The organism is Ruegeria sp. BHSA191 (assembly GCF_059613325.1).
Genome location: NZ_JBXWSH010000017.1, coordinates 64203 through 87543 on the forward strand (window position 1 = coordinate 64203; position 23341 = coordinate 87543).

Annotated in this window: 34 protein-coding genes; all 34 read right to left on the reverse strand. The window is 60.3% G+C overall.

Going from position 1 to position 23341, the window contains the following annotated elements; all coding sequences use genetic code 11:
• Positions 1-34: 34 nt before the first annotated feature.
• Positions 35-1348 (reverse strand): replication-associated recombination protein A, encoded by a 1314-nt coding sequence (locus AC2FNS_RS15200; protein ID WP_496712288.1) that lies wholly within the window; start codon positions 1346-1348, stop codon positions 35-37.
• A gap of 4 nt (positions 1349-1352) precedes the next feature.
• Positions 1353-2738 carry a trypsin-like peptidase domain-containing protein gene (locus tag AC2FNS_RS15205; protein WP_496712289.1) on the reverse strand — a complete coding sequence of 462 codons (1386 nt, stop codon included), beginning with the start codon at positions 2736-2738 and terminating at the stop codon, positions 1353-1355.
• 168 nt (positions 2739-2906) lie between these two features.
• Positions 2907-3332, reverse strand: a complete 426-nt coding sequence (rplQ, locus tag AC2FNS_RS15210) for a 50S ribosomal protein L17 (protein WP_496679187.1) — start codon at positions 3330-3332, stop codon at positions 2907-2909.
• A gap of 118 nt (positions 3333-3450) precedes the next feature.
• A complete protein-coding gene (locus AC2FNS_RS15215; protein ID WP_149775087.1) occupies positions 3451-4467 on the reverse strand; it encodes a DNA-directed RNA polymerase subunit alpha in 1017 nt (338 codons plus the stop codon).
• A 114-nt stretch (positions 4468-4581) separates the two neighbouring features.
• Complete coding sequence (rpsK, locus tag AC2FNS_RS15220) at positions 4582-4971, reverse strand: 30S ribosomal protein S11 (RefSeq protein ID WP_068344878.1); 390 nt, start codon at positions 4969-4971, stop codon at positions 4582-4584.
• A 14-nt stretch (positions 4972-4985) separates the two neighbouring features.
• Positions 4986-5354: a 30S ribosomal protein S13 gene (gene rpsM / locus AC2FNS_RS15225; protein WP_068344877.1), complete on the reverse strand. Its 369-nt coding sequence runs from the start codon at positions 5352-5354 to the stop codon at positions 4986-4988.
• A gap of 199 nt (positions 5355-5553) precedes the next feature.
• Complete coding sequence (locus AC2FNS_RS15230) at positions 5554-6195, reverse strand: adenylate kinase (RefSeq protein WP_496686668.1); 642 nt, start codon at positions 6193-6195, stop codon at positions 5554-5556.
• On the reverse strand, positions 6192-7556 hold the full coding sequence (secY, locus tag AC2FNS_RS15235) for a preprotein translocase subunit SecY (protein ID WP_149775089.1): 1365 nt from the start codon (positions 7554-7556) through the stop codon (positions 6192-6194). The genes AC2FNS_RS15230 and secY overlap by 4 nt, the downstream gene beginning before the upstream one ends.
• A gap of 109 nt (positions 7557-7665) precedes the next feature.
• The gene (rplO, locus tag AC2FNS_RS15240) at positions 7666-8139 is read right to left on the reverse strand and encodes a 50S ribosomal protein L15 (RefSeq protein ID WP_496679192.1); all 474 of its coding nucleotides are present in this window, start codon (positions 8137-8139) and stop codon (positions 7666-7668) included.
• A 149-nt stretch (positions 8140-8288) separates the two neighbouring features.
• Entirely contained in the window at positions 8289-9116 is an 828-nt protein-coding gene (locus tag AC2FNS_RS15245) for a hypothetical protein (RefSeq protein ID WP_496743330.1), read from the reverse strand.
• A gap of 171 nt (positions 9117-9287) precedes the next feature.
• Positions 9288-9503, reverse strand: a complete 216-nt coding sequence (locus tag AC2FNS_RS15250) for a DUF1127 domain-containing protein (RefSeq protein WP_496679196.1) — start codon at positions 9501-9503, stop codon at positions 9288-9290.
• Positions 9504-9715: 212 nt separating this feature from the next.
• On the reverse strand, positions 9716-9904 hold the full coding sequence (gene rpmD, locus AC2FNS_RS15255) for a 50S ribosomal protein L30 (RefSeq protein ID WP_149775093.1): 189 nt from the start codon (positions 9902-9904) through the stop codon (positions 9716-9718).
• 12 nt (positions 9905-9916) lie between these two features.
• Positions 9917-10495 (reverse strand): 30S ribosomal protein S5, encoded by a 579-nt coding sequence (gene rpsE, locus AC2FNS_RS15260; RefSeq protein ID WP_496679198.1) that lies wholly within the window; start codon positions 10493-10495, stop codon positions 9917-9919.
• Between the two features lie 116 nt (positions 10496-10611).
• Positions 10612-10971 carry a 50S ribosomal protein L18 gene (gene rplR / locus AC2FNS_RS15265; RefSeq protein ID WP_005980751.1) on the reverse strand — a complete coding sequence of 120 codons (360 nt, stop codon included), beginning with the start codon at positions 10969-10971 and terminating at the stop codon, positions 10612-10614.
• A gap of 11 nt (positions 10972-10982) precedes the next feature.
• On the reverse strand, positions 10983-11516 hold the full coding sequence (gene rplF, locus AC2FNS_RS15270; protein WP_490361834.1) for a 50S ribosomal protein L6: 534 nt from the start codon (positions 11514-11516) through the stop codon (positions 10983-10985).
• 11 nt (positions 11517-11527) lie between these two features.
• Entirely contained in the window at positions 11528-11920 is a 393-nt protein-coding gene (rpsH, locus tag AC2FNS_RS15275) for a 30S ribosomal protein S8 (protein ID WP_490361835.1), read from the reverse strand.
• Between the two features lie 13 nt (positions 11921-11933).
• On the reverse strand, positions 11934-12239 hold the full coding sequence (gene rpsN / locus AC2FNS_RS15280) for a 30S ribosomal protein S14 (RefSeq protein WP_005980746.1): 306 nt from the start codon (positions 12237-12239) through the stop codon (positions 11934-11936).
• 19 nt (positions 12240-12258) lie between these two features.
• Positions 12259-12819: a 50S ribosomal protein L5 gene (rplE, locus tag AC2FNS_RS15285; protein WP_496712292.1), complete on the reverse strand. Its 561-nt coding sequence runs from the start codon at positions 12817-12819 to the stop codon at positions 12259-12261.
• Positions 12812-13123: a 50S ribosomal protein L24 gene (gene rplX / locus AC2FNS_RS15290; RefSeq protein ID WP_496712294.1), complete on the reverse strand. Its 312-nt coding sequence runs from the start codon at positions 13121-13123 to the stop codon at positions 12812-12814. Before rplX ends, rplE begins: the two co-directional genes overlap by 8 nt.
• A gap of 2 nt (positions 13124-13125) precedes the next feature.
• The gene (gene rplN / locus AC2FNS_RS15295; protein ID WP_005621870.1) at positions 13126-13494 is read right to left on the reverse strand and encodes a 50S ribosomal protein L14; all 369 of its coding nucleotides are present in this window, start codon (positions 13492-13494) and stop codon (positions 13126-13128) included.
• A gap of 75 nt (positions 13495-13569) precedes the next feature.
• Positions 13570-13800 (reverse strand): 30S ribosomal protein S17, encoded by a 231-nt coding sequence (rpsQ, locus tag AC2FNS_RS15300; protein ID WP_068344864.1) that lies wholly within the window; start codon positions 13798-13800, stop codon positions 13570-13572.
• A 12-nt stretch (positions 13801-13812) separates the two neighbouring features.
• Positions 13813-14013, reverse strand: a complete 201-nt coding sequence (gene rpmC, locus AC2FNS_RS15305; RefSeq protein WP_496712295.1) for a 50S ribosomal protein L29 — start codon at positions 14011-14013, stop codon at positions 13813-13815.
• A gap of 350 nt (positions 14014-14363) precedes the next feature.
• Positions 14364-14984: a 2OG-Fe(II) oxygenase family protein gene (locus AC2FNS_RS15310; RefSeq protein WP_496712296.1), complete on the reverse strand. Its 621-nt coding sequence runs from the start codon at positions 14982-14984 to the stop codon at positions 14364-14366.
• A gap of 248 nt (positions 14985-15232) precedes the next feature.
• Positions 15233-15646: a 50S ribosomal protein L16 gene (gene rplP, locus AC2FNS_RS15315; protein WP_005980704.1), complete on the reverse strand. Its 414-nt coding sequence runs from the start codon at positions 15644-15646 to the stop codon at positions 15233-15235.
• Positions 15647-15658: 12 nt separating this feature from the next.
• The gene (rpsC, locus tag AC2FNS_RS15320; protein WP_149775103.1) at positions 15659-16366 is read right to left on the reverse strand and encodes a 30S ribosomal protein S3; all 708 of its coding nucleotides are present in this window, start codon (positions 16364-16366) and stop codon (positions 15659-15661) included.
• Positions 16366-16746, reverse strand: a complete 381-nt coding sequence (gene rplV, locus AC2FNS_RS15325) for a 50S ribosomal protein L22 (RefSeq protein ID WP_005980700.1) — start codon at positions 16744-16746, stop codon at positions 16366-16368. The genes rpsC and rplV overlap by 1 nt, the downstream gene beginning before the upstream one ends.
• Positions 16747-16749: 3 nt before the next feature.
• A complete protein-coding gene (gene rpsS / locus AC2FNS_RS15330; protein WP_496679210.1) occupies positions 16750-17028 on the reverse strand; it encodes a 30S ribosomal protein S19 in 279 nt (92 codons plus the stop codon).
• A 3-nt stretch (positions 17029-17031) separates the two neighbouring features.
• Entirely contained in the window at positions 17032-17874 is an 843-nt protein-coding gene (gene rplB / locus AC2FNS_RS15335; RefSeq protein ID WP_093965344.1) for a 50S ribosomal protein L2, read from the reverse strand.
• Between the two features lie 277 nt (positions 17875-18151).
• Positions 18152-20068 carry a DUF3604 domain-containing protein gene (locus AC2FNS_RS15340; protein WP_496775405.1) on the reverse strand — a complete coding sequence of 639 codons (1917 nt, stop codon included), beginning with the start codon at positions 20066-20068 and terminating at the stop codon, positions 18152-18154.
• Between the two features lie 130 nt (positions 20069-20198).
• Positions 20199-20495 (reverse strand): 50S ribosomal protein L23, encoded by a 297-nt coding sequence (locus AC2FNS_RS15345; RefSeq protein ID WP_170367992.1) that lies wholly within the window; start codon positions 20493-20495, stop codon positions 20199-20201.
• A complete protein-coding gene (rplD, locus tag AC2FNS_RS15350) occupies positions 20492-21109 on the reverse strand; it encodes a 50S ribosomal protein L4 (RefSeq protein WP_149777559.1) in 618 nt (205 codons plus the stop codon). The genes AC2FNS_RS15345 and rplD overlap by 4 nt, the downstream gene beginning before the upstream one ends.
• Positions 21106-21831, reverse strand: coding sequence for a 50S ribosomal protein L3 (gene rplC / locus AC2FNS_RS15355; RefSeq protein ID WP_496679215.1), 726 nt, complete (start codon positions 21829-21831; stop codon positions 21106-21108). The genes rplD and rplC overlap by 4 nt, the downstream gene beginning before the upstream one ends.
• An 18-nt stretch (positions 21832-21849) precedes the next feature.
• The gene (rpsJ, locus tag AC2FNS_RS15360) at positions 21850-22164 is read right to left on the reverse strand and encodes a 30S ribosomal protein S10 (RefSeq protein ID WP_005621947.1); all 315 of its coding nucleotides are present in this window, start codon (positions 22162-22164) and stop codon (positions 21850-21852) included.
• A 187-nt stretch (positions 22165-22351) separates the two neighbouring features.
• Positions 22352-23020, reverse strand: coding sequence for a hypothetical protein (locus AC2FNS_RS15365; protein ID WP_496713721.1), 669 nt, complete (start codon positions 23018-23020; stop codon positions 22352-22354).
• Positions 23021-23341: the final 321 nt, after the last annotated feature.

The following is a 23341-nucleotide window of genomic DNA, read 5'->3' on the forward strand; positions in this document are numbered from 1 at the left end:
GAAACGCGACGGCACGGTCCGAACTGACCCTGCGTCACGACCCGTTGCGTTGACTGCGCAGTTTCGAAAAGTAGTCCAGACGCTTTTTCAACTCGCGCTCGAACCCGCGTTCGACCGGCTGGTACAGGACCGGGCGCTTTATGGTCTCGGGAAAGTAGTTCTGCCCCGAGAACCCGTCCTCGGCATCATGATCATAGGCATAGCCCGCGCCATAGCCCTGATCCTTCATCAATCCCGTCGGCGCGTTCAGGATGTGTTTGGGCGGCGGCTCGCTGCCCGACTGCTTGGCCAGGCGCATCGCCGCCTTGTAGCCCACATAGGCCCCGTTGGATTTGGGCGCCAGCGCCAGATACACGACCGCCTGCGCCAGCGCCAACTCACCCTCGGGCGACCCGAGCCGCTCGTACACTTCCCAGGCATGCAGGCAGATCGACTGGGCCTGCGGATCGGCCAGACCGATATCCTCGACCGCCATCCGGGTGATGCGGCGGGCCAGGTATCGCGGATCCTCGCCCCCGGTCAGCATCCGTGCGAACCAGTACAGCGCCGCATCCGGGTCGGACCCGCGCACCGATTTGTGCAGCGCCGAGATCAGATTGTAGTGCTCGTCCCCCGACTTGTCGTATTTCGCGGCACGACGCATCAGGCGCTTGGCCAGCGCGTCGGGGTCCAGCGGCGCGTCCACCGACCAGGCCGCGATTTGCTCGATCAGGTTCAACAGCGCCCGGCCGTCTCCATCCGCCATTTCCTGCAGCGCGTCCCGCGCTGCGGGTGTCAGAGGCAACGCCTTGCCCAGCTCTTTTTCGGCACGCTGCGTCAGGCGTTCCAGATCGGCCAGGCCCAGCCGTTCCAGCACTAGCACCTGCGCGCGGCTGAGTACGGCGGCGTTCAACTCGAACGATGGGTTTTCGGTGGTCGCGCCCACCAGAAGGATCGTCCCGTCCTCCATATGCGGCAGGAACCCGTCCTGCTGGGCCTTGTTGAAACGATGGATCTCGTCCACGAACAACAGCGTCCCCTTGCCGTTCCGCCGCCGCAACTTGGCAGCCTCGAACACCTTCTTGAGGTCGGGAACGCCGGTGAAGATCGCGCTGATCTGTTCGAAATGCAGGTCGGTTTCTTTGGCCAGCAGCCGCGCGATGGTAGTTTTGCCCACCCCCGGCGGCCCCCAGAAGATCAGGCTGGACAGGCTGCCCGACGCCAGCATCACCCCCAGCGGCGCCTCGGGGCCCAGAACCTGTTGCTGCCCGATCACCTCGGACAGCGCCTGGGGCCGCAACCGGTCTGCCAGCGGGCGGTTCGGGGCCGGTTCGGAGGCCTGCCCTTCGGTGTCGAACAGGTCACTCATGCCGTCAGAGCCTGAACCGCAACGACACGGGCTTACCGCCGCGCACCAGATCGATCTGCACCCGCCGGCCCGGGTCGCGCAGCGCCCGAACGACGTCGCGCGGGCGTTCGGCCTGTCGCCCGTTCACGGAATTGATGACATCGCCGGGCCGCAGCCCGGCACGCGCGCCGTAGGGGCCGGGATCGACCACGACCACCCCAGTTTGCGACAGGGGCAGCCCCATCTTGACAATCAGCGCCGGGTTGATCCGCGCAACCGTCATCCCCGGCAGAACCGTGCGGTCGGTCAAGGTAGTTTCCTCGGCCGCAGGCGTTTCGGGCGCAGCCATCAGCACCACACTGACATCTTTCCTGTCCCCACCGCGCAGCCGGGTCAAAACGGATGTCCCACCAACACCCGCCACCGACATGCGGAACTTCATCTCGGCGGGCGAGTTCACCTCTTCACCATCCACATGCGTGACGATGTCGCCGACCCGCAAGCCCGCCTCGGCCAACGGGCTGAGCGGATGGAGGTCCGAGATCACCACGCCCTGCGGCAGCGAAAGCCCAAGCGATTCGGCGATGTCGGCGCTCATGGCCTGACCGGCCATGCCGGCCCAGGGGCTGACGAATTCCGCGTTGCCCGCCTTGGCCTGACGCAGGAATTCCGCCACCAGATTGGCCGGAATGGCAAAGCCGATGCCGTTGGACCCGCCCGACCGCGTGAGGATCGAGGTGTTGATGCCGATCAGATCTCCGTTGACGTCGATCAGAGCGCCCCCGGAATTGCCCGGGTTGATGGGCGCATCGGTCTGAATGAAATACCCCCGCGCATTGCCCGTGGCAGTTCCCGACCGCGCCAGCCCCGAGATGATGCCCGACGACACGGTCTGCCCCACGCCGAACGGGTTGCCGATGGCCAGAGCCAACTCGCCAACCTCGACCTGATCCGAATCGCGCAGACGCAGGAAGGGCAGGCCCTGCGCGTCCAGCAGGCGCAGGATGGCGATGTCGCTTTCCTCGTCGCCCAGGACGACCTCGGCGTGAAATTCACGACGATCCGTTGTGACGACCCGGATCTCGGTCGCGGTGCCGACGACGTGGTAGTTCGAAACGACGTAGCCATCCTCGGTCAAGATAACGCCCGACCCCAGAGAGTTCTGCACCCGTGGACGCGGCGTACCGAAGCCGCCACCGAAAAAGTCCTGAAAGAACGGGTCTGCGAAAATCGGGCTGCGGCGTCCGGGCCGGACGATCTTGGCATAGATGTTCACCACCGCCGGGGCCGCCTTTTTGACCACCGGGGCAAATCCCATCGAAATCTCGGCCTGCGATTGCGGAACCCGCGTCTCGGCGCCGGCCTGAGTGGCCAGTGTCATCAGACATACAGCCAGTATCGTGCGTATCATGACAGCTCCGTTCTTCCTCCGCCGAAGATATGCGGAGCGCGGCGTGCGAATGCAATAGAGCGTGGCGCTCCGCCGCCGGCAGGGTCGTTTCAAAGCCCGCAAAGCAATTAAAAACCCCTGCCCGGACGATCCGGACAGGGGTCAAGAGTTCGGCCATTCAGCCGGGTCTTATTCTTCGTCAGCGGCCGCTTCTTCGGCAGCAACGCGGGCCTTGTCGGCCGCGCCCTTGGCATCGACGTCGCGATCGACGAATTCGATGATCGCCATCGGCGCCATGTCGCCATAGCGGAAGCCGGCCTTCAGGATACGGACGTAGCCGCCCTGACGGTCCTTGTAGCGCGGGCCCAGAACCTCGAACAGCTTGGCGACGTCCTTGTCTTCCTTCAGCTGAGCTGCGGCCTGACGGCGGGCGTGCAGGTCGCCGCGCTTGCCCAGAGTGATCAGCTTTTCAACGATCGGGCGCAGCTCTTTTGCCTTGGGCAGCGTCGTCTTGATCTGTTCGTGCTCGATCAGCGAGCCGGCCATGTTCGAGAACAGGGCCTTGCGGTGCTCATGAGTACGGTTCAGGCGGCGGTAACCACGTGCGTGACGCATTTTTCAATTCCTTCTTTCGCGTTTTGCTTTGTCTGGCCGGCGATGCGTGTCACCGGCTCTCCTTGGGGCGGAAATGCCCATACGGTCCCCGGCAGCCCGGGCATTGGCGAAGACGCGCTTAGAACGCGTCTTCGAATTTTTTGGCCAGATCTTCGATGTTGTCGGGCGGCCAATCCTCGACATCCATGCCGAGGTGCAGGCCCATTCCGGACAGCACTTCCTTGATCTCGTTCAGCGACTTGCGGCCGAAGTTCGGGGTGCGCAGCATCTCGGCTTCGGTCTTCTGGATCAGATCGCCGATATAGACGATGTTGTCGTTCTTCAGGCAGTTTGCCGAACGGACCGACAGCTCCAGCTCGTCCACCTTCTTCAGCAGCAGCGGGTTGAACTCCAGACCATCGTCCTCGTCCTGGCGGCCCGCCGATTCCGGCTCGTCGAAGTTGACGAAGATCGACAGCTGATCCTGCAGGATGCGGGCGGCGAAGGCCAGCGCATCCTCGGGCGTGATCGAGCCGTCGGTTTCGATCTTCATGGTCAGCTTGTCATAGTCCAGAACCTGACCTTCGCGGGTCGGCTGAACGTCATAGGCGACCTTCTTGACCGGCGAATAGATCGCGTCGATCGGGATCAGGCCGATAGGCGCGTCTTCGGGCTTGTTCTTCTCGGCCGAGACATAGCCCTTTCCGGTGTTGACGGTCAGTTCCATGAACAGGTCGGCGCCATCGTCCAGGTGGCAGATGACGTGATCGCGGTTCAGAACCTCGATGCCGGCGCTTTCGCTGATGTCGCCTGCGGTGACGACTGCGGGGCCTTTGGCATTGATCGACAGGCGCTTGGGGCCTTCGACTTCCATGCGCAGAGCGACCTGCTTGAGGTTCAGGATGATGTCGGTGACGTCTTCACGCACACCTGCGACCGAGCTGAACTCGTGCAGGACGTTGTCGATCTGGACGCTGGTGATGGCCGCGCCTTGCAGCGAGCTCATCAGCACGCGGCGCAAGGCGTTGCCCAAGGTCAGACCAAAGCCGCGTTCAAGCGGTTCGGCGACGATGGTGGCCTGGCGCGCGGGATCATTGCCCGGCTTGCCGTCAAGCTGGGTCGGCTTGATCAATTCAGCCCAATTCTTGTGGATCATGTAATCCCTCCATTCCTGTCTGCGCCCCATGACCAACAAGGTGCAGACGCCCGAGGTTCAAAATGACGTGCTGGGGCCGTGCGAAAACACAGCCCCAGCTCAATTCCAAATTGCTTAGACGCGGCGGCGCTTCGGCGGGCGGCAGCCGTTGTGGGCAATCGGGGTCACGTCGCGGATCGACGTGATGTTGAAGCCCACGGCAGCCAGCGCGCGCAGCGCCGATTCACGGCCCGAACCGGGGCCCTGAACTTCGACTTCCAGCGTCTTGACGCCATGTTCCTGCGCCTTGCGGCCAGCGTCTTCGGCGGCCATCTGCGCGGCGTAGGGGGTCGACTTCCGCGAACCCTTGAAGCCCATGGTGCCGGCCGACGACCACGAAATGGCGTTGCCCTGCACGTCCGAGATCAGGATCTTGGTGTTGTTGAAGGTCGAGTTCACATGGGCGACGCCCGATGCGATGTTCTTGCGCTCTTTGCGTTTTACGCGTGTCTTGTCACGTGCCATCGGTCAGACCCTCCTTACTTCTTCTTGCCCGCGATCGGCTTTGCGGGGCCTTTGCGGGTACGAGCGTTGGTGTGGGTGCGCTGACCGCGAACCGGCAGGTTGCGGCGGTGACGCAGACCGCGATAGCAGCCCAGGTCCATCAGGCGCTTGATGTTCATCTGCACTTCACGACGCAGGTCGCCTTCGACGGTGTAGTTGGCGTCGATGTGCTCGCGGATGGCCAGAACTTCGGCATCCGACAGTTCGTTCACCCGGCGGCTCTCGTCGATGCCCACGGCTTCGCAGATCGCCTTGGCCGAGGTGTTGCCGATTCCGGTGATGTAGGTGAGGGCGATAGGTACCCGCTTTGCAGTCGGGATGTTTACGCCGGCAATACGTGCCACGTGTCACTTTCCTTTCGTTGCGGTTCCGTAATTCCAGAACCTTTTTTCACAACGCCCAACCGTGGCAGTGTGGCCAGAGGGTTCAGCATCATTCGAGGTGGTCTTGGCATGCGGGACGAATCCCACACACGCGGTTGATTCCCCAAGGGGATGGGGGTCGATATGGGCTTTTGGACTTGGCGTCAAGCCCCTTGCTGCCTCAGCCCAGTATGGCCTCGATCGAGGCCCGGACTTCCTTGATGTCTGCCAGCCCATTCACTGGGCGCAGATCACCTTTGGCATAGTAGTAACCGATCAACGGAGATGTCTTCTTGTAGTACTCCATCAACCGGGTCCGCAGGCTGTCTTCGTTGTCATCGGCTCGGCGTACCATGTTGGTACCGCCACATTTATCACATTCCCCATCGACCGCGGTGGGCTTGGTTTCGTCGTGATAGACCTCGCCGCAATCGCCACAGGAGAATCGGCCGGTGATCCGCTTGACCAACGCATCGTCATCCACGCGCATTTCGATCACGGTGTGCAGCGACTGACCCAGCTTGGCCAGCAGGGCGGACAAGGCGTCAGCTTGGGCCAAGGTACGCGGGAAGCCGTCGAAGATGAATCCAGCGCCCTTTTCGGTGGTCAGCTTTTCTTCGATCAGGCCGATAACGATCTCGTCGGTGACAAGCTTGCCCGCGTCCATGATCGCAGCCACCTTCTTGCCCATCTCGGTTCCCGAGCTGCGGGCCTCGCGCAGCATGTCACCGGTGCTGAGCTGGATCATGCCCCGCGTTTCAACCAGGTGGCGTGCTTGCGTACCCTTGCCTGCCCCCGGGGGGCCCAGAAGAATGATATTCATCGACGAGCGGGTCCCTTCCTGCCGCGTTTCTTGCCTTTGCCGCGCAACTGGGACTTTTCGATCAGCCCTTCGTATTGATGCGCCAGCAGGTGGCTCTGAACTTGTTGGATCGTGTCCATGGTCACAGAGACGATGATCAGAACTGAGGTGCCACCAAAATAGAACGGAATGGCGAACTGGCCGCGCAGGATCTCGGGCAGCAGGCAGACCGCCGCCAGATAGGCCGAGCCCAGCACCAGCACGCGGTTGACCACATATTCCAGATACTCGGCGGTCTTCTTGCCGGGACGGATGCCGGGCACAAAGCCGTTCTGCTTTTTCAGGTTGTCCGCCACGTCATCCGGTTTGAACGACACGTTGAACGTGTAGAAATACGCAAAGAATACGATCATCGAAGCGAAGAACAGCAGGTACAGCGGCTGTCCCGGTCCGAAATTGGCCAGCAGCCACGACATGATCGGTCCGTTCGCCGCGCCCGACGAGAAGGTCGAGATCGTGACCGGCAGCAGCAGCAGCGAGCTGGCGAAGATCGCCGGAATCACGCCGGCAGGGTTGACCTTGACCGGCAGGTGGCTCGAGCCACCTTCATAGACCTTCATGCCGACATTGCGGCGCGGGTACTGGATATGGATCTTGCGCAGCGCGCGCTCCATGAACACCACGAAGGTGATCACAGCGATCACCATCACGATCACGCCGACGATCACGGCCGGGCTGATCGCACCGCTACGGCCTGAGGCGAAGAACTGCGCCAGCGCCGCCGGAACCTCGGCGATGATACCGACGAAGATGATCAGCGAGATGCCGTTGCCGATGCCGCGCGCGGTGATTTGTTCGCCCAGCCACATCAGGAACATGGTGCCACCCACCAGCGTGATCATCGTGGAGAGGCGGAAATACAGGCCCGGATCGGTAGCCAAATCGCCCGATTCCAGCGAAACCGCCAAGCCATAGGCCTGCACGGTGGCCAGAGCCACGGTGCCAAAACGGGTGTATTGGTTGATCTTCTTGCGGCCCTGCTCGCCCTCTTTCTTGAGTTGTTCGAGCGCGGGAACCATCGAGGTCAGCAGCTGCACGATGATCGATGCCGAGATATAGGGCATGATGCCGAGGGCAAAGATACCCATCCGCCCCAGTGCCCCGCCGGTGAACATCGAAACCATCCCACCGATGCCCTGCCCCGCCTGCTCCATGAACTCGCGCAGCGCCTGCCCGTCGATCCCCGGCACCGGAATAAAGGTGCCCAGACGATAGACAATCAGCAAACCCAGCGTGAACAGGATGCGGTTGCGCAGATCGGTGGCCTTGCCCAGGGCAGCCCAGCTTGTGTTGGCTGCCATTTGTTCTGCTGCTGATACCATAAATCGGTCTCTCTTATGAAAACGCCGCCCGGAACCGTTTTCCGGCTCGGGCGGCGTCTTGGAAAACTCTGAGGTCTATGTAAGCGGGTCGGCGCCCGCTCACAAGCGCTTACTCTGCCGCAGCGGCTTTTGTGACCTTCAGTGAACCGCCCGCTTTTTCCACGGCTTCGATGGCCGACTTCGAGGCGCCGGTCACTTCCAGGTTCAGCTTGGCGGTGATTTCACCCTTGGCCAGAACACGGACGCCGTCCAGCTTGCGGCGGACCAGGCCCGAGGCAATCAGAGCGTCCTCGGTGATCGCGGCCTTGGCGTCCAGCTTGCCGGCGTCGACGAATTTCTGGATCAGGCCCAGGTTCACAACGGCGTATTCCTTGCGGTTCGGCTTGTTGAAGCCACGCTTGGGCAGGCGCTGATACAGCGGCATCTGGCCGCCTTCATAGCCGTTGATGGCCACACCCGAACGGGATTTCTGGCCTTTGATACCACGGCCACCCATTTTACCCTTGCCCGAGCCGGGACCACGGCCAACGCGGGTCCGTTTCTTGACGGCGCCGGGATTGTCGCGCAGTTCATGCAGTTTCATGTCGCTTCTCCTTAGCCGGATATGACCCCGAAGCGTGATGGGCCAAACACGGCATTTCTTGATTTTGATTCTCGTGGCCGTCATGCCACCGAAGCCCGATACAGCGTCAGGCCTCCGGTTGCAAGTTTTGATTGTCCGATCGCAACGAGTCAGCCCTCGGGATCGGAGATCGGCGCGTCTTGCGGAACGATACCATGTTTGGCCACCAGTTGCCCGACCAAGCTGTCGGGGTGCGGAACGCCGCCGTTCTTGCGCATGATCGCGCGCATCCGGCGTCCGTAGAGATGGATCGAAACCGTATCTTCGTGGAAAAACCGGTCGAGATTCGTATTCGGCCGTGCCATGGCGCGGCGGCGCGTGAAATTGATCGGATAGAACACATGCTCTGGCAGGGCGTATTTGATCTCGCCTGTTTCCTTCAACGCCCAGGTGAACGCCTTTGGCCCCCACACACCCCACAAAAACTCGGGAACGTTGGTGGGATTTCCGGCGTCCCGCGCCTCTTCCAATGGCCGCCGGTGGCGCGGAGGCAGCCAAGGCGGTATTCGATACGGATCATTCGTGTACTCGATCAGCTTGGCCAGAGTTTCACTGTCATGCGGCAGCCCCAATACGCCGATGGCTACCTCACCCTCGAGATACCCGTAGTAATGGCCATTCGCCGTTGAATAGGGTTTCAGGCAATAGGCATCAGTGTCGGCCCAAATCAGGTCGGGTTCCTGCGCCAGCATCCGGTATCGGAACTTGTCGGAATGCGGCGCCGGGCTTTGGGTGCGGTCATGGGTGATGAATTCGGAATCGGGCAGGATCTCTCGGGCGTCCCGCTGTTCCACCCCATCGGGAATGTTGGTCACGTTGTTGTAGGTGTACAGGCGCACGCTGTGGCCCATGTCCAGATAGGACTGGATGCAAAGCAGCTCGAGGAAACTGAGCGGCCCCTCCACCCACAGCATTCCGATCTGGTAGTCCCTCGCCATGCCCTGCCCTTTCACTCGCAAAACAGCGCTGTTCAGGAAGTGGCGCAAATCCCGGGCCCATGCAACGATGCAGTTGGCGCCCCGTGGAAATTCTTGAGGAGACAGACGCCCAAAAAGGAAAAGGGCGCCCGTCCGGCGCCCCACCTGCATCGCGAAGAAGGCCTTTGCCACTTACGAGCAATAAGCGTGCTCGCGTGCGATATCGGCAATGTCGCAGCGGCGGATGCCGATGTCGTTGAGTTCACGGTCGCTCAACCGCTGCAGCTCGGAATAGGTCTTGCTGTATTCTCGCGCGCGGGTCTGGGCGCGCTTGATGCCGTCGATCAGGTCGCGGATGCGGGCGGTCAGGTTCAGGCCGCCATGGGGGATGTTCAGTGCGTGTGCCATATCTGGGCTCCTTTCTTGCCGGGGCGTATTCCCTGGCGCTGTGAGTGTCGTTCCTTTTGGACACTCCACAGATAGGCCCGGATGTTACCGCAAACAATCCAAGTCTCGGTCTACCCGTCATGCGCCAGATGCATGGCAAGCCATGCAGACGGCGCAAAGAAAAACGCCCCCGAACGGGTCGGGGGCGTTTTCGAGTTGGGTCCGAGACGCGATCAGTCGCGTTCTTCGATGATCTCCACCAGATGCGGGATCTTGTTGACCATGCCGCGGATCGAGGGGGTATCCTCCAGTTCGCGGGTCTTGTGCATCTTGTTCAGGCCCAGGCCGATCAGGGTTGCGCGCTGGTCGGCGGGGCGGCGGATCGGCGAGCCGATCTGCTTGACGACGATGGTTTTTGCCATGGTGACGTCTCCTTACGCTTCTTCGGCGACTTGCGCCGATGCGGCCGGTGCTTCGTCCCGCTTGGGCAGGATGTCAGCAACCTTCTTGCCACGACGTGCGGCAACCGAACGCGGGCTCTGTTCTTTCTTCAGGCCGTCGATGGTGGCGCGGATCATGTTGTAGGGGTTCTGCGAGCCCAGCGACTTGGACACCACGTCCTTGACGCCCAGCATCTCGAACACGGCACGCATCGGACCACCGGCGATGATACCGGTACCTTCCGGCGCGGTGCGCATGACGACCTTGCCGGCGCCGTGGCGGCCTTCGATGTCGTGGTGCAGGGTGCGGCCTTCGCGCAGCTGCACGCGGATCATGTTGCGTTTGGCCTGCTCGGTGGCCTTGCGGATGGCCTCGGGCACTTCTTTCGCCTTGCCCTTGCCAAAGCCGACGCGGCCTTTCTGATCGCCGACAACCACCAGAGCGGCGAAGCCGAAGCGCTTACCACCCTTTACAGTTTTCGACACGCGGTTGATCGCAACCAGGCGATCTGCGAATTCCGGTGCTTCCTCGCGCTCGCGACGGTTGCCCCGGCGGTTTTCACGTTCTGCCATTTCGGCATCCCTTTCTCTGATGGCGCGTCAGCGCCGTTACTTCAATCCAGGTGAGCCCCGGCCCGCGGCCGAGGCTCCCGGATCATCGGGGTGGCCGCATGGGCCACCCACAGGTCTTAGATCTTCAGACCGCCTTCACGCGCAGCGTCGGCCAGAGCCTTCACCTTGCCGTGGAACAGGAAGCCGCCACGATCGAAATAGGCCTCTTCTACGCCGGCCTTCTTGGCCCGCTCGGCGATGGCCGCGCCCACCTTGGTGGCCGCTTCGATGTTGTTCTTGCCGACAACGCCCAGATCCTTTTCCAGGGTCGAGGCCGAGGCCAGGGTCACGCCGCGCACATCGTCGATCAGCTGGACCGAGATGTTCTTGTTCGAGCGGTGCACCGACAGGCGCGGACGCCCGGCGTTGACCTTGCGAAGCTTGTTCCGAACGCGCAGGCGGCGCTTCAGAAACAGGGTTCTTTTGCTGTTTGCCATTGTGTTCGTCCTTACTTCTTCTTGCCTTCCTTGCGGAAGATGAACTCGCCCTTGTAGCGGATGCCCTTGCCTTTGTACGGCTCGGGGCGGCGCCAGTCGCGGATCTTGGCCGCCACTTCGCCCACCAGCTGCTGGTCGATGCCTTCCACGACGATCTCGGTCTGCTTCGGCGCGGTGATTGTGACACCTTCCGGCGCAACGAAATCGACATCGTGGCTGTAGCCCAGGTTCAGCTTCAGGGTGTTGCCCTGCATCTGAGCGCGGTAACCCACACCCTGGATCTCCAGCTCTTTCTTGAAGCCGTTGGTCACGCCTTCAACCAGGTTGGCAACCATGGTGCGGCTCATGCCCCACTGCTGACGTGCACGCTTCGAGGTGCCGCGCGGAGTGATCTTGACCACGTTGTCTTCGACCGACAGGGTGACGTCGTCGGTTGCGGTGAAGCTGCGGGTGCCTTTCGGACCCTTAACTTCGATGGTCTGGCCGGACACAGCAGCGGAAACGCCGCTGGGCAGCTCGACCGGTTTTTTACCAATACGAGACATTCCAGACCTCCTTAGAAGACGGTGCAGAGCACTTCGCCGCCAACATTGTTGGAGCGAGCGTTCGCGTCCGACATCACGCCCTTGGGCGTGCTGACAATCGACACGCCCAGACCCTGACGGACCTGCGGAATGTCATTGACGCCCATGTAAACGCGACGACCGGGCTTCGAGACCCGCTTCAGTTCGCGAATGACAGGGGTGCCTTCATAGTATTTCAGGCTGATCTCAAGCGCCGGGTGGCCATTGGCACCGGTCACTTTTTCGTAGCCGCGGATGTAGCCTTCGTCCGCCAGCACGTCCAGAACCCAGGCGCGCAGTTTCGACGCCGGAGTGGTCACGGTGGACTTGCCGCGCATCTGCGCGTTGCGGATACGGGTGAGCATATCGCCGATAGGATCGTTCATATCACTCTCTCCCTTACCAGCTCGATTTCACCATGCCGGGGATCTGACCAGCAGAGCCCAGCTCGCGCAGCGCGATACGGCTGATCTTCAGCTTACGATAGTAAGCGTGCGGACGGCCGGTCAGCTGGCAGCGGTTGTGCAGACGGGTTGCCGAGCTGTTGCGCGGCAGTTTCGCCAGTTTCAGTCGCGCCTTGAAGCGCTCTTCCATCGGGCGGCTCTCGTCATTCGCGATTTCTTTCAGCTCGGCGCGTTTTGCGGCGTATTTGGCCACCAGGCGCTCGCGCTTCTTTTCGCGCTCGATCATTGCTTTTTTAGCCATGTCTCTTTCCTCCCGGCGCTTACGCGTTGAACGGCATGTTGAAGTGCTTCAACAGTGCCTTTGCTTCAGCGTCGGTTTTCGCTGTGGTGGCAATTACGATGTCCAGGCCCCAGACCTCGTCGACTTTGTCGAAGTCGATTTCCGGGAACACGATGTGCTCTTTCATGCCCATGGCAAAGTTGCCACGGCCGTCAAAAGCCGGTTTCACACCGCGGAAGTCACGCACGCGCGGCAGCGCGATGGTGATCAGACGGTCCAGGAATTCGTACATCCGGTCGCCGCGCAGGGTGACCTTGGCGCCCAGCGGCATGTCTTCACGGACGCGGAAACCCGCGATCGACTTCTTCGCCTTGGTCGCCACGGCCTTCTGGCCGGCAATCGCAGTGAGATCCTCGACGGCGGCCTTCGCCTTCTTCGAGTCCTTCACCGCCTCGGCACCACAGCCGATGTTCAGAACGATCTTGTCCAGCTTGGGGATCTGCATATCGTTCTTGTAGCCGAACTCTTCCTTCAGAGCGGCGCGGATCTTGTCGGCGTACTGAGCTTTCAGACGCGGGGTGTAGGTTGCAGCATCAAGCATCGATCACGTCCCCCGTGGTCTTGGCGTAACGAACCTTCTTGTCACCTTCCATGCGGAAGCCGACGCGGGTTGCCTTGCCGTTCTTGTCCAGCAGAGCCAGGTTCGACAAGTCGATCGGCATCGCCTTGGGCAGGCGGCCACCTTGCGAGGTCTGCGACTGGCGGGTGTGGCGGATGGCGATGTTCACGCCGTCGACCACGGCTTTGCCAGCTTTCGGGTCGACCGAGGTGATCACGCCCTCTTTGCCCTTGTCCTTGCCGGCCAGCACGACGACCTTGTCGCCTTTGCGGAGTTTAGCAGCCATGATTACAGCACCTCCGGAGCCAGCGAGATGATCTTCATGAAGTTCTTCGCGCGCAGTTCACGAACGACGGGGCCGAAGATACGGGTACCGACGGGCTCGTTGTTGTTGTTCAGGATGACGGCGGCGTTGCGATCGAAGCGGATCGCGGTACCGTCTTCGCGACGGACTTCCTTGGCGGTGCGCACGACGACGGCCTTGCGGACGTCACCTTTCTTCACGCGGCCGCGCGGGATGGCTTCCTTCACCGAGACGACGATGATGTCGCCGACGGAGGCGTATTTACGCTTGGAACCACCCAGGACCTTGATGCACTGAACTCGGCGTGCGCCGGAGTTGTCAGCGACATCCAGATTGGTCTGCATCTGGATCATGTGGTTTCTCCCGACCTGTGGGGGCTGGTCTAGTTAGTTCCCCCAGGGTTTCGACAAATGGAAAGTTCCGGGGGCTTACGCCTCCAGAACCTCCCAGCGTTTCGTCTTCGATTTCGGCGCGCATTCGATGATGCGTACGGTGTCGCCGACCTTGAAGGCGTTCTTTTCATCGTGAGCCCGGTATTTCTTGGACTTACGGATGGTCTTCTTCAGAACCGGGTGCGTGAAGCGGCGCTCCACCAGCACGGTGACGGTCTGTTCGTTGGCGTCGCTGGTCACGGTGCCTTGCAGAATACGTTTGGGCATCTCTCAGGCTCCTCAGTTCGCAGCTTCAGCAGCTTTTTCGTTCAGCACGGTCTGGATGCGGGCCACGTCGCGGCGCACGCTCTTGATCCGGGCGGTGTTCTCGAGTTGTCCGGTCGCCTGCTGAAAGCGCAGGTTGAATGCTTCCTTCTTCAGGTTGGCCAGATCCTCCCGGAGCTGGTCCGGGGTCTTGTTACGCAGTTCCTGGGCGTTCATCGCCTTTTCCTTTGCTCAAAACACCAGAAGGCCCCTTCGCGGGTCACCTTTGACCTGGTGGATGAATGACAGACATGCGAATCGCCCGACGCAGTCGGGAGATCGCAGGATGCCGCCGTATAAGGGTTTGGGGGGTGGGTGGCAAGGGAAAGTTTCAAACCTCCAACCCGTCACCTCCAGAGGTCACTCCAGCAAGCAAATCTTCGCGCTCAACTTCCTTCAAGCCCGAGCGTCGGGCTATATGAAGAAGTCGCAGGATCATGACCTCTTCGGGCTTCCCCGCAATCCAGCGAGGCGCGGCTGTAAGAGACTCCTGATCTTCTATTTTGACCGCGGAAATCCCACTTGCCTCAATCCCACCTGTAGTTGAAGCTTACCGAGATCCTCTCTTCCTCGGCCATGTTCATCGGCACCTCGTGGCGGAGCCAGCTTTCCCAAAGCAACACGTCACCGACCTCGGGCTTCATATAAATGAACGGTTGCAATTCCCGCCGTGCGCCCTTGCGGCGCACCGGCGCGGCCATCATCCGACCTGAGCGCGGGTCCTCCAGCTTCAACGCGCTGGCTCCCTCTGGCATCGAAACATAGGTCGTTCCGGATATCACACTGTGTGGATGGATATGGCTGGCATGCATTCCGCCTTCTGGCAGAATGTTGATCCAAAGATCCTCGAGCCTCAATCCGCGCCCTTCCAGATCGAATTCCAAGTCTTTAGCAAACGCGGCCACATGTTGGTCCAGCACCTTGACCAGATCCGCGAAGATCGGGAAGCGCCACGGCAAGTCGGTCAGCGAGGCATAGCTGGTGTAGCCAGGATAGCCGTTTTCTTCGCACCATTCCTGACCGGCTTCGTCGTCCTGGGCGATGACCAGACAGGAGTTCTCCAGTTCCTCCGGTTCGATCCTGGGATCGAATTCGGACAGAGCGGCGCGGTAAAGTCGGGTGACGAAGAGCGATTCGATCTGTGGCATGATCTCGTCCTAATGCAGCGTCGCAACGAAGGCCATGGAAGTTTTGCGAGGCTCTGCCTCGCGCTCCGGGATATTTTCGGCCAGATGAATCTCGCGTGAATCTCGCGGTCCATTCTTCATCAGGCAAGAAATATCCCCGGGGGAGCCGCGGCTTGCCGCGGTGGGGGAAGCGCCCCCTCGAAAAAAGCCATACCCCCGCCGGTTTCCCAACGGGGGTAGTATTGTCGCGACAGGGTTGCCCCAGCCGCTTACCAGTCCTCGCGGACGACGACGCGGGTCTTGATCGGCAGCTTCATCGCAGCCAGGCGCAGGGCCTCGCGAGCGATTTCATCGTTGACGCCGTCGATCTCGAACATCACGCGACCGGGCTTCACTTTGGCTGCCCAATAGTCAACCGAGCCTTTACCTTTACCCATACGGACTTCGGTCGGCTTCGAGGTCACGGGGGTATCCGGGAAGATCCGGATCCAGACGCGACCTTGACGTTTCATGTGACGGGTCATGGCACGACGCGCAGCTTCGATCTGACGCGCGGTGACGCGCTCGGGCTGCAGGGCTTTCAGACCGTAGGTGCCAAAGTTCAGATCAGAGCCGCCCTTGGCTTCGCCCTTGATCCGGCCTTTGTGCATCTTGCGGAATTTTGTGCGCTTTGGTTGAAGCATCTCAAATCCTCCTTAGCGACGGCCGCCTGCACCACGCGGTGCCGGACCATCCTGGAGTTCCTGTGCTTTACGGTCACGTGCCTGCGGATCGTGCTCCATGATCTCACCTTTGAAGATCCAGACCTTGATCCCGATGATCCCGTAGGGGGTCATCGCTTCGGCATGTGCGTAATCGATGTCGGCACGCAGGGTGTGCAGAGGCACGCGGCCTTCGCGGTACCATTCGGTCCGTGCGATTTCGGCACCGCCCAGACGACCAGCGACGTTCACCCGGATACCCAGGGCGCCCATGCGCATGGCGTTCTGAACCGACCGCTTCATCGCGCGGCGGAACGAAACGCGGCGCTCCAGCTGCTGAGCGATCGACTCGGCAACCAGCTGCGCGTCGAGTTCCGGCTTGCGCACTTCGACGATGTTCAGGTGCAGTTCGCTGTCGGTCATCGCAGCCAGCTTCTTGCGCAGAACTTCAATGTCCGCGCCTTTCTTGCCGATGATGACACCCGGACGTGCGGTGTGGATCGTGACGCGGCACTTCTTGTGCGGACGCTCGATGATCACACGGGCCACGCCGGCCTGCTTGCACTCTTTCTTGATGAACTCACGGATCTTGAGGTCTTCCAGCAGAAGATCACCGTAGTCCTTGGTATCTGCGTACCAACGGCTGTCCCAGGTGCGGTTGACCTGAAGGCGCATGCCGATCGGATTGACTTTATGTCCCATTAGGCTTGCTCCTCAACTTGACGCACCTTGATGGTGATCTCCGAGAACGGCTTCATGATCTTGCCGAACCGGCCGCGGGCACGCGGGCGGCCGCGCTTCATGACCAGGTTCTTGCCAACCCAAGCCTCGGCGACGATCAGCTCGTCGACATCCAGGTTGTGGTTGTTCTCGGCGTTGGCGATGGCCGACTGAAGGCATTTCTTCACGTCCTGCGCGACACGCTTGTTCGAGAAAGTCAGGTCGGTCAGAGCCTTCTCGACTTTCTTGCCGCGGATCATCGCTGCAACCAGGTTCAGTTTCTGCGGGCTGGTGCGAAGCATACGGGTCTTGGCCATTGCTTCGTTTTCAGCCACGCGGCGGGGGTTCTTTGCCTTGCCCATGACTTACTTCCGCTTCGCTTTCTTGTCCGCGGCGTGACCGTAATAGGTCCGGGTCGGCGAGTACTCACCGAACTTCTGACCGATCATGTCTTCCGTGACGGATACAGGGATATGTTTCTGGCCGTTGTACACACCAAAGGTCAGACCCACGAACTGGGGCAGAATGGTGGAACGACGCGACCAGATCTTAATGACTTCGTTGCGGCCCGACTCGCGCGCTGCTTCGGCTTTTTTCAGCACGTAAGCGTCGACGAAAGGACCCTTCCAAACAGAGCGAGACATGTCTTAACGCCCTTTCTTCTTGGCGTGCCGCGAGCGGATGATCAGCTTCTGGGACGCTTTGTTCTTGTTGCGGGTACGCTTACCCTTGGTGTCCTTACCCCAAGGCGTAACCGGCGTACGGCCACCCGAGGTCCGGCCTTCACCACCACCGTGGGGGTGATCGATCGGGTTCATGGCAACACCACGGACCGACGGACGCACGCCCTTGTGGCGCATACGACCGGCTTTGCCGAGGTTCTGGTTGCTGTTGTCGGGGTTCGATACGGCACCGACGGTGGCCATGCATTCCTGGCGCACCATGCGCAGCTCGCCCGAGCTCAGACGGATCTGGGCATAGCCGCCATCGCGACCGACGAACTGGGCGTAGGTGCCCGCGGCACGCGCGATCTGACCGCCCTTGCCGGGCTTCATCTCGATGTTGTGCACGATGGTACCGATCGGCATGCCCGAGAACGGCATCGCGTTGCCGGGCTTGATGTCGGCCTTGGCCGAAGCGATGACCTTGTCGCCAACCGCCAGACGCTGCGGCGCCAGGATATAGGCCTGCTCGCCGTCGTCATATTTGATCAGTGCGATGAATGCGGTCCGGTTCGGGTCGTATTCGATCCGCTCGACGGTTGCCGCCACATCCAGTTTGTTCCGTTTGAAGTCAACGATCCGGTAGAGACGCTTTGCGCCACCGCCACGGCGGCGTGAAGTGATCCGTCCGGTGTTGTTCCGGCCGCCCGATTTGGTCAAACCCTCGGTGAGAGACTTGACCGGACGTCCTTTCCAAAGCTCCGAACGGTCGATCAGCACCAGCCCGCGCTGGCCCGGCGTCGTCGGTTTGTACGACTTGAGTGCCATGCTTTCTGTCTTCCGTTTAGCAAGCGCGAGGATCAATCCTCGCTATGTGAGAGGCCCCCGTAGGTGCCCAGGTTATAGGGCCCCGAAGGTCCCCGGCTGCAAATATCAGAGGCCCCGGAACGAATCCGAGGCCGCTAGATTGGGAGCGTGTAGCAGGGTTGGGGGTGGGGGGCAATAGGTAGTATCCCGATTTTCTTCACCCTTTGCTCACACCGGGCGCAGGAGCTACGCGACCCTTGCTCGCTACGTCACACAGAGCCACTGTCTGTCCCGGCGCTTAGTTCTGGCTCGTGTACCAGATCGGCGAGGTATAGGCTCGGTCTTGTACGGTGGGCGGCACCACTTCGGGCAGCGGGACACCATAAAATGCCGCGTCGAAGGTTGTCCATCGGGGCTTCGGTATCTCGATTACGCGAACGTAATAGAATGCGTCTTCGGCAGGGTCGAACGCAGGGTCCTCCCAATAGCCGGACAGAGCAACCGCACCGATGGAATTGGTGTAGGTTGCGCTCTCGATATCTACCGTGTTCCCGACCGGTTGGCCCGCACGCCCATCATCTCCGATTTCGCGACCGCCCGACACTGCGACGTCATAGATTCGTTCGTGGGATTTACCGTCGGAATCCAGCCACCCCTTGATGATCTGCACCCGATCCAAGTTGGCGCCATCAGGATCGCGTAAGGCCCTTATCAGAAACCGAGGCGAAGCCCCCTCGGGAATATTCGTCAGATCGCCGCCCATCGGAACCCCGTTCTGATATCCATTCGACACGAAATCGGATGCGTGCAGATCGGCCTCCGCGAACTCCCAGCCGCCAAAGACACGCACGCGAATACGGCTTCCGGTCGTGGCATAGGCCTCTTTACGGGTGATTGCGCCAAAAACCTCTTGCCGGGTATTTTCCCGCGCCCAGACAGCCGTCAAGCCAGCGGCAGACTCCTGCGCGGTTATGATCCGCAGAGCTGGATCTTCGGCCGGGATGACGTCGATGTTATGGCGATTGGCTGACGGCTCGGTGTGCTGGTATTTGCCAAAATAGTTGTCTTCCCGCGTGGTGGGGATCGCGGTGTGCGTGTCGGTCGTGCCGTAGAGGCCGAACTTGTAGGGGTTCACACCGATCTCGCGGCCCAGCTCCAAACCGACTTTCAGCGCCGAGCGCGCGTATTCATAGCGCAGCATCTCGGGTGTCTTCGCAGCCGTGCCGGAAAGGTTGGCCACATCCCAGCTTTCGAAATCCGCGAATTCGTCGTCGGGCGACAGCATGGGATGCGTCTCCTCGTCGCCTTTGATCTGGGTCATCTCATGCATCGGCTCCCAGCGGATACGCTGGGCCGCATATTCAGCATCCATCGGCGAACCATCGAACTTGTTCTTACTGAACATCAGCCCGTTCGACATATTGGCGTTGTGAGGCACGGCAATGGCCTGTCCACCGGTCTTGGCCTCGTAACCCTCGAGATACTCCCACAGAAGCTGAGGGTCAGGCGCCTCGAAGAACGTCAGTGGCTTGGTCTGGCTGGTTTTGTCGGCCCCGTCCCCAAACAGAATGACACGGTGCAGGTTGTCGCCCTTGGGGGTGAAGGTCCATTCAAAGCCGCTAAGCGCGGTGAAATTGCCCGGATCGTTGTATTGATCAACCGTTTCCACGATTTCCAGCCAGAGGTCCCCATCCAGGTTTAAGCCTGCGGTCGGATCCCGACCCTGTACCGTGCCGATATCAATGATCTCGGCGAAGGCAGCCATCCTTGCCTCCTGTCCCTGCCGAAACTGATCGTGAATGCGCCTGCCCCATTCATCCTGCAGAAGTCGAGGGTTGGATGTGCGGATGGCTGTTGCCAGTCCGAGCATTTCTGCGTGCTCGGTAATGGCCAGGAAATCCAGAGGGCGAACAAGTTGGACCGGTTGCCCTGTATTCGAAATGATTTTTTCACCACGCGCCACACGGAATGCGTCATGAATGCTGAGCGATGTCCCGATCAGCCCCGCATCGAACGAGATCTCGGTATGGAAATGCAGATCGCCGAACAAAACCGTGTCCGGATAGGACCGACCCACAAAGGGTGAGTAGGTCGTTTCCAGCTCCACAGCTTCCGGCTTCAAGGTCCCCTCGAATGCATGTGCTCCCGACACCGTGAAAACGACGGCACCCGCGGCAACGCAAGGCAGGTTCAACGGCTTGAAAAAATCGTACATTTCTATCCCCCCAACATTCACTTTTCATCTTATCACAATGCTCTTGAAAATTCTTGGCACTCAAAAAAAACAAATAAAAAACCCCCGCCTTTCGGCGGGGGCTTTCATCTCTCTCCACAGACGGGTCCGATCAAAGACCGGTGGTCACGTCGATGGTGTTGCCCTCTTCCAGGGTCACATAGGCTTTTTTGACATCTTTCCGCTTGCCCAGCTGGCCGCGGAACCGCTTGACCTTGCCTTTGGTCACGGTGGTGTTCACCGCCTTGACCTTCACACCAAACAACGCCTCGACGGCCTCTTTGATCTGCGGCTTGTTGGCGTCGATCGCGACCTCGAAGACAACCGCGCCGTTTTCGGACGCCATGGTCGTTTTCTCGGTGATGATCGGCTTGCGGATCACGTCGTAGTGTTCTGCCTTCGCGCTCATTTCAGTCGAGCCTCCAGTGCTTCGACACCCGCTTTGGTGAGCACCAGCGTGTCACGCTTGAGGATGTCATAGACGTTTGCGCCCATCGACGGCAGGACATCCAGACCTTCGATGTTGCGGGCTGCGCGGGCGAAACCTTCGTTCACGGTGGCGCCGTCGATGACCAGAGCGCGCTTCCAGCCCAGGTTTGCAACCTGCTTGGCCAATGCGGCGGTCTTGCCTTCGGCTTCGGCAGCCTCGATCACGACCAGCTCACCAGCTTTTGCCTTGGCCGACAGAGCGTGGCGCAGGCCCAGCTTGCGGAACTTCTTGGGCAGGTCGTGGCCGTGCGAACGCGGGGTCGGGCCCTTGTAGATACCACCCTTGCGGAAGATCGGCGCGTTGCGGTCACCGTGACGTGCGCCACCGGTGCCCTTCTGGCGATAGATCTTCTTGGTCGAGTAGCTGGTCTCGGACCGGGTCTTCACCTTGTGGGTGCCGGCCTGCGCGTTGTTGCGCTGCCAACGGACCACACGGTGCAGGATGTCCGCACGCGGCTCGAGGCCGAACAGAGCTTCGTCCAGCTCGATGTCGCCGGCTTTCTTGCCGTCCAGTTTGATCACGTCAAGTTTCATGCTTCACCCCCTTCCGCGGGCGCTTCTTCAGCCGGAGCCTCGGTCGCTGCAGTTTTCAGAGCAGCCGGGAACGGCAGACCCTCGGGCGCTTTCTTCTTCACGGCGTCCTTGACGGTGACCCAGCCCGATTTCGGCCCGGGAACGGCACCCTTGATGAAGACAAGGCCACGCTCGGCGTCGGTTTTCACGACTTCGAGGTTCTGCGTGGTGACACGGGCAGCACCCATGTGACCGGCCATCTTCTTGCCCTTGAACACCTTGCCCGGGTCCTGACACTGACCGGTCGAACCGTGCGAACGGTGCGAGATCGAGACACCGTGCGAGGCGCGCAGACCACCGAAGTTGTGGCGCTTCATCGCACCGGCAAAGCCTTTACCGATCGAGGTGCCCGAAACGTCAACCTTCTGACCTTCAACGAAGTGATCTGCCGAGATCTCGGCGCCCACTTCGATCAACGCGTCTTCCGACACACGGAATTCGGCCAGCTTGCGCTTGGGCTCGACCTTGGCGGCGGCGAAGTGGCCGCGCATGGCCTTCGAGGTGCGTTTTGCCTTGGCGGCACCGGCGCCCAGCTGAACGGCGGTATAGCCGTCTTTGTCAGCGGTGCGCTGTGCAACGACCTGCAGGTTGTCCAGGTGCAGAACGGTGACAGGGATCTGACGACCGTCTTCCATGAACAGCCGGGTCATGCCGACTTTCTTTGCGATAATACCAGAGCGCATCATCAATACCCTCCGATCTTACGACTGCAGCTTGATCTCGACGTCCACACCAGCGGCGAGGTCGAGCTTCATCAGCGCGTCCACGGTCTGGGGCGTCGGATCTACGATGTCGAGCAGACGCTTGTGCGTGCGGATCTCGAACTGATCGCGGGATTTCTTGTCAACGTGAGGGCCACGGAGAACCGTGAACTTCTCGATCTTGTTCGGCAGCGGGATCGGGCCACGCACTTGCGCGCCGGTCCGCTTGGCAGTGTTGACGATCTCTTGCGTGCTGGCATCCAGGACGCGATAGTCAAATGCCTTGAGCCGAATACGGATGTTTTGGCTTTGCATCATAACAGCCTTTTTTTCAGGCGTTGGAGTTGAGAGGAGGACAGGCGCTCATCGCCAACCCTCATCGAACCCAAAAGGCGGGAATCACCCCGCCTTTACGTTCTGCATGAGAACCCGCGCGAGATACATGGGAGAAAGGGGTTTGGCAAGGGATTTTGGTTAGAAAACATGCTTGCTGCGCGGCAGGCTACTTTACCAACAACCCTCGAAACTCTGAAACCAAGGATTTTATCAGCGGGACGCATTCTTTGTTGTACTCGTCCCAAGCTTGCCGGCCTTCTGCGAAGTCATCAACATCTATCGCAATTTCGCGGCTTACCAGCGAGCTTTGCATCCTGTCGCAGATTGAGCGGATCAATCGAAATATCTCCGGCTCGAAGAACAGCTCATTTGATCGTGTGAGCCGGTCGAAGGCAGCAAAGGCCGTTGCCGCCTCGGCAAACCTCTTGCGATCTACCATATTTTGAAACCTGTCCTGCACATCGACAGAGCATAGGATCTCCCTTTTTTGCCACTCCTCCAGATCAAATGAAGAGAGGTATTCATCTCGCGCCTGTTCATCCATGCGGCGGAGGTCCGAATACTGCTGCAAAGGAGATATGTAACAGAGCAGATTCTCCTGAGCAGTCTTCAACGACTCCCACGTGCGAAGTATTGCTTCAAACTGTTTCTCTTGAAGCCGGATGCGGGCTTTCAACGCTCCATCGATTTCTGCACGAAAATGTTCGAGCTCTTTCGCCTTGTCGCGCCTAAAGGCCTCGAGTCGCTTTGAAAACTGTGCCTCAAGCCAACCGCGTCCCAAGCTTCCAAAAAATGCCAAAGGCGACGAACGCGCCGCCTCCACCAGCCGATACAATTGTTACAATGACTGTCTCAATATCCAATGCCATCGATGTCTCCGTTCAAGCTCGTGAGCATTGCGAACCGTGTCTTCCTGACGTCTGGGAAGACTATTCTCACATCAAAATTTAACTACAGACTCGTACTCATTCGCAGTCGCTATTGGACTTTCAGAAAATGAAAAAGAAAAGGCCGCCCCTTGTGGGGCGGCCTTCTTGAGTTCCTCACCGTGTTGCTTTCGGCAGATTTTCCTTTGGAAAATCACCTGCCGCAACCAGGCGCGGCAAGCGCGCCTTGCGCGATGATTTTCGACACACTTTTTGTGCGCGTCTCGTGA

What these genes read in the sequence shown, in the direction of transcription:
- rplP (WP_005980704.1), bottom strand. Translation starts at nt 15,646, where the DNA reads ATGCTTCAACCAAAGCGCACAAAATTCCGCAAGATGCACAAAGGCCGG.
- rplB (WP_093965344.1), bottom strand. Translation starts at nt 17,874, where the DNA reads ATGGCACTCAAGTCGTACAAACCGACGACGCCGGGCCAGCGCGGGCTG.
- rpsC (WP_149775103.1), bottom strand. Translation starts at nt 16,366, where the DNA reads ATGGGACATAAAGTCAATCCGATCGGCATGCGCCTTCAGGTCAACCGC.
- AC2FNS_RS15200 (WP_496712288.1), bottom strand. Translation starts at nt 1,348, where the DNA reads ATGAGTGACCTGTTCGACACCGAAGGGCAGGCCTCCGAACCGGCCCCG.
- rplX (WP_496712294.1), bottom strand. Translation starts at nt 13,123, where the DNA reads ATGGCTGCTAAACTCCGCAAAGGCGACAAGGTCGTCGTGCTGGCCGGC.
- rpsN (WP_005980746.1), bottom strand. Translation starts at nt 12,239, where the DNA reads ATGGCTAAAAAAGCAATGATCGAGCGCGAAAAGAAGCGCGAGCGCCTG.
- rplF (WP_490361834.1), bottom strand. Translation starts at nt 11,516, where the DNA reads ATGTCTCGTATTGGTAAAAAACCGGTCGAGCTGCCCAGCGGCGTTTCC.
- AC2FNS_RS15205 (WP_496712289.1), bottom strand. Translation starts at nt 2,738, where the DNA reads ATGATACGCACGATACTGGCTGTATGTCTGATGACACTGGCCACTCAG.
- rpsQ (WP_068344864.1), bottom strand. Translation starts at nt 13,800, where the DNA reads ATGCCCAAACGTATTCTGCAAGGCACCGTGACCAGCGACGCCAACGAA.
- AC2FNS_RS15215 (WP_149775087.1), bottom strand. Translation starts at nt 4,467, where the DNA reads ATGATCCACAAGAATTGGGCTGAATTGATCAAGCCGACCCAGCTTGAC.
- AC2FNS_RS15345 (WP_170367992.1), bottom strand. Translation starts at nt 20,495, where the DNA reads ATGAGCGCGAAGGCAGAACACTACGACGTGATCCGCAAGCCGATCATC.
- secY (WP_149775089.1), bottom strand. Translation starts at nt 7,556, where the DNA reads ATGGTATCAGCAGCAGAACAAATGGCAGCCAACACAAGCTGGGCTGCC.
- rplR (WP_005980751.1), bottom strand. Translation starts at nt 10,971, where the DNA reads ATGGCAAACAGCAAAAGAACCCTGTTTCTGAAGCGCCGCCTGCGCGTT.
- AC2FNS_RS15250 (WP_496679196.1), bottom strand. Translation starts at nt 9,503, where the DNA reads ATGGCACACGCACTGAACATCCCCCATGGCGGCCTGAACCTGACCGCC.
- AC2FNS_RS15245 (WP_496743330.1), bottom strand. Translation starts at nt 9,116, where the DNA reads ATGGCGAGGGACTACCAGATCGGAATGCTGTGGGTGGAGGGGCCGCTC.
- rpsE (WP_496679198.1), bottom strand. Translation starts at nt 10,495, where the DNA reads ATGGCAGAACGTGAAAACCGCCGGGGCAACCGTCGCGAGCGCGAGGAA.
- rpsS (WP_496679210.1), bottom strand. Translation starts at nt 17,028, where the DNA reads ATGTCTCGCTCTGTTTGGAAGGGTCCTTTCGTCGACGCTTACGTGCTG.
- rplC (WP_496679215.1), bottom strand. Translation starts at nt 21,831, where the DNA reads ATGCGCTCTGGTATTATCGCAAAGAAAGTCGGCATGACCCGGCTGTTC.
- AC2FNS_RS15310 (WP_496712296.1), bottom strand. Translation starts at nt 14,984, where the DNA reads ATGCCACAGATCGAATCGCTCTTCGTCACCCGACTTTACCGCGCCGCT.
- rplQ (WP_496679187.1), bottom strand. Translation starts at nt 3,332, where the DNA reads ATGCGTCACGCACGTGGTTACCGCCGCCTGAACCGTACTCATGAGCAC.
- AC2FNS_RS15340 (WP_496775405.1), bottom strand. Translation starts at nt 20,068, where the DNA reads ATGTACGATTTTTTCAAGCCGTTGAACCTGCCTTGCGTTGCCGCGGGT.
- rplE (WP_496712292.1), bottom strand. Translation starts at nt 12,819, where the DNA reads ATGCTTGATGCTGCAACCTACACCCCGCGTCTGAAAGCTCAGTACGCC.
- rpmD (WP_149775093.1), bottom strand. Translation starts at nt 9,904, where the DNA reads ATGGCAAAAACCATCGTCGTCAAGCAGATCGGCTCGCCGATCCGCCGC.
- AC2FNS_RS15230 (WP_496686668.1), bottom strand. Translation starts at nt 6,195, where the DNA reads ATGAATATCATTCTTCTGGGCCCCCCGGGGGCAGGCAAGGGTACGCAA.
- rplN (WP_005621870.1), bottom strand. Translation starts at nt 13,494, where the DNA reads ATGATCCAGATGCAGACCAATCTGGATGTCGCTGACAACTCCGGCGCA.
- rpmC (WP_496712295.1), bottom strand. Translation starts at nt 14,013, where the DNA reads ATGAACGCCCAGGAACTGCGTAACAAGACCCCGGACCAGCTCCGGGAG.
- rplV (WP_005980700.1), bottom strand. Translation starts at nt 16,746, where the DNA reads ATGGGCAAGGCAAAGAACCCCCGCCGCGTGGCTGAAAACGAAGCAATG.
- rpsH (WP_490361835.1), bottom strand. Translation starts at nt 11,920, where the DNA reads ATGAACGATCCTATCGGCGATATGCTCACCCGTATCCGCAACGCGCAG.
- rplO (WP_496679192.1), bottom strand. Translation starts at nt 8,139, where the DNA reads ATGAAACTGCATGAACTGCGCGACAATCCCGGCGCCGTCAAGAAACGG.
- rplD (WP_149777559.1), bottom strand. Translation starts at nt 21,109, where the DNA reads ATGAAACTTGACGTGATCAAACTGGACGGCAAGAAAGCCGGCGACATC.
- rpsK (WP_068344878.1), bottom strand. Translation starts at nt 4,971, where the DNA reads ATGGCACGTGACAAGACACGCGTAAAACGCAAAGAGCGCAAGAACATC.
- rpsJ (WP_005621947.1), bottom strand. Translation starts at nt 22,164, where the DNA reads ATGCAAAGCCAAAACATCCGTATTCGGCTCAAGGCATTTGACTATCGC.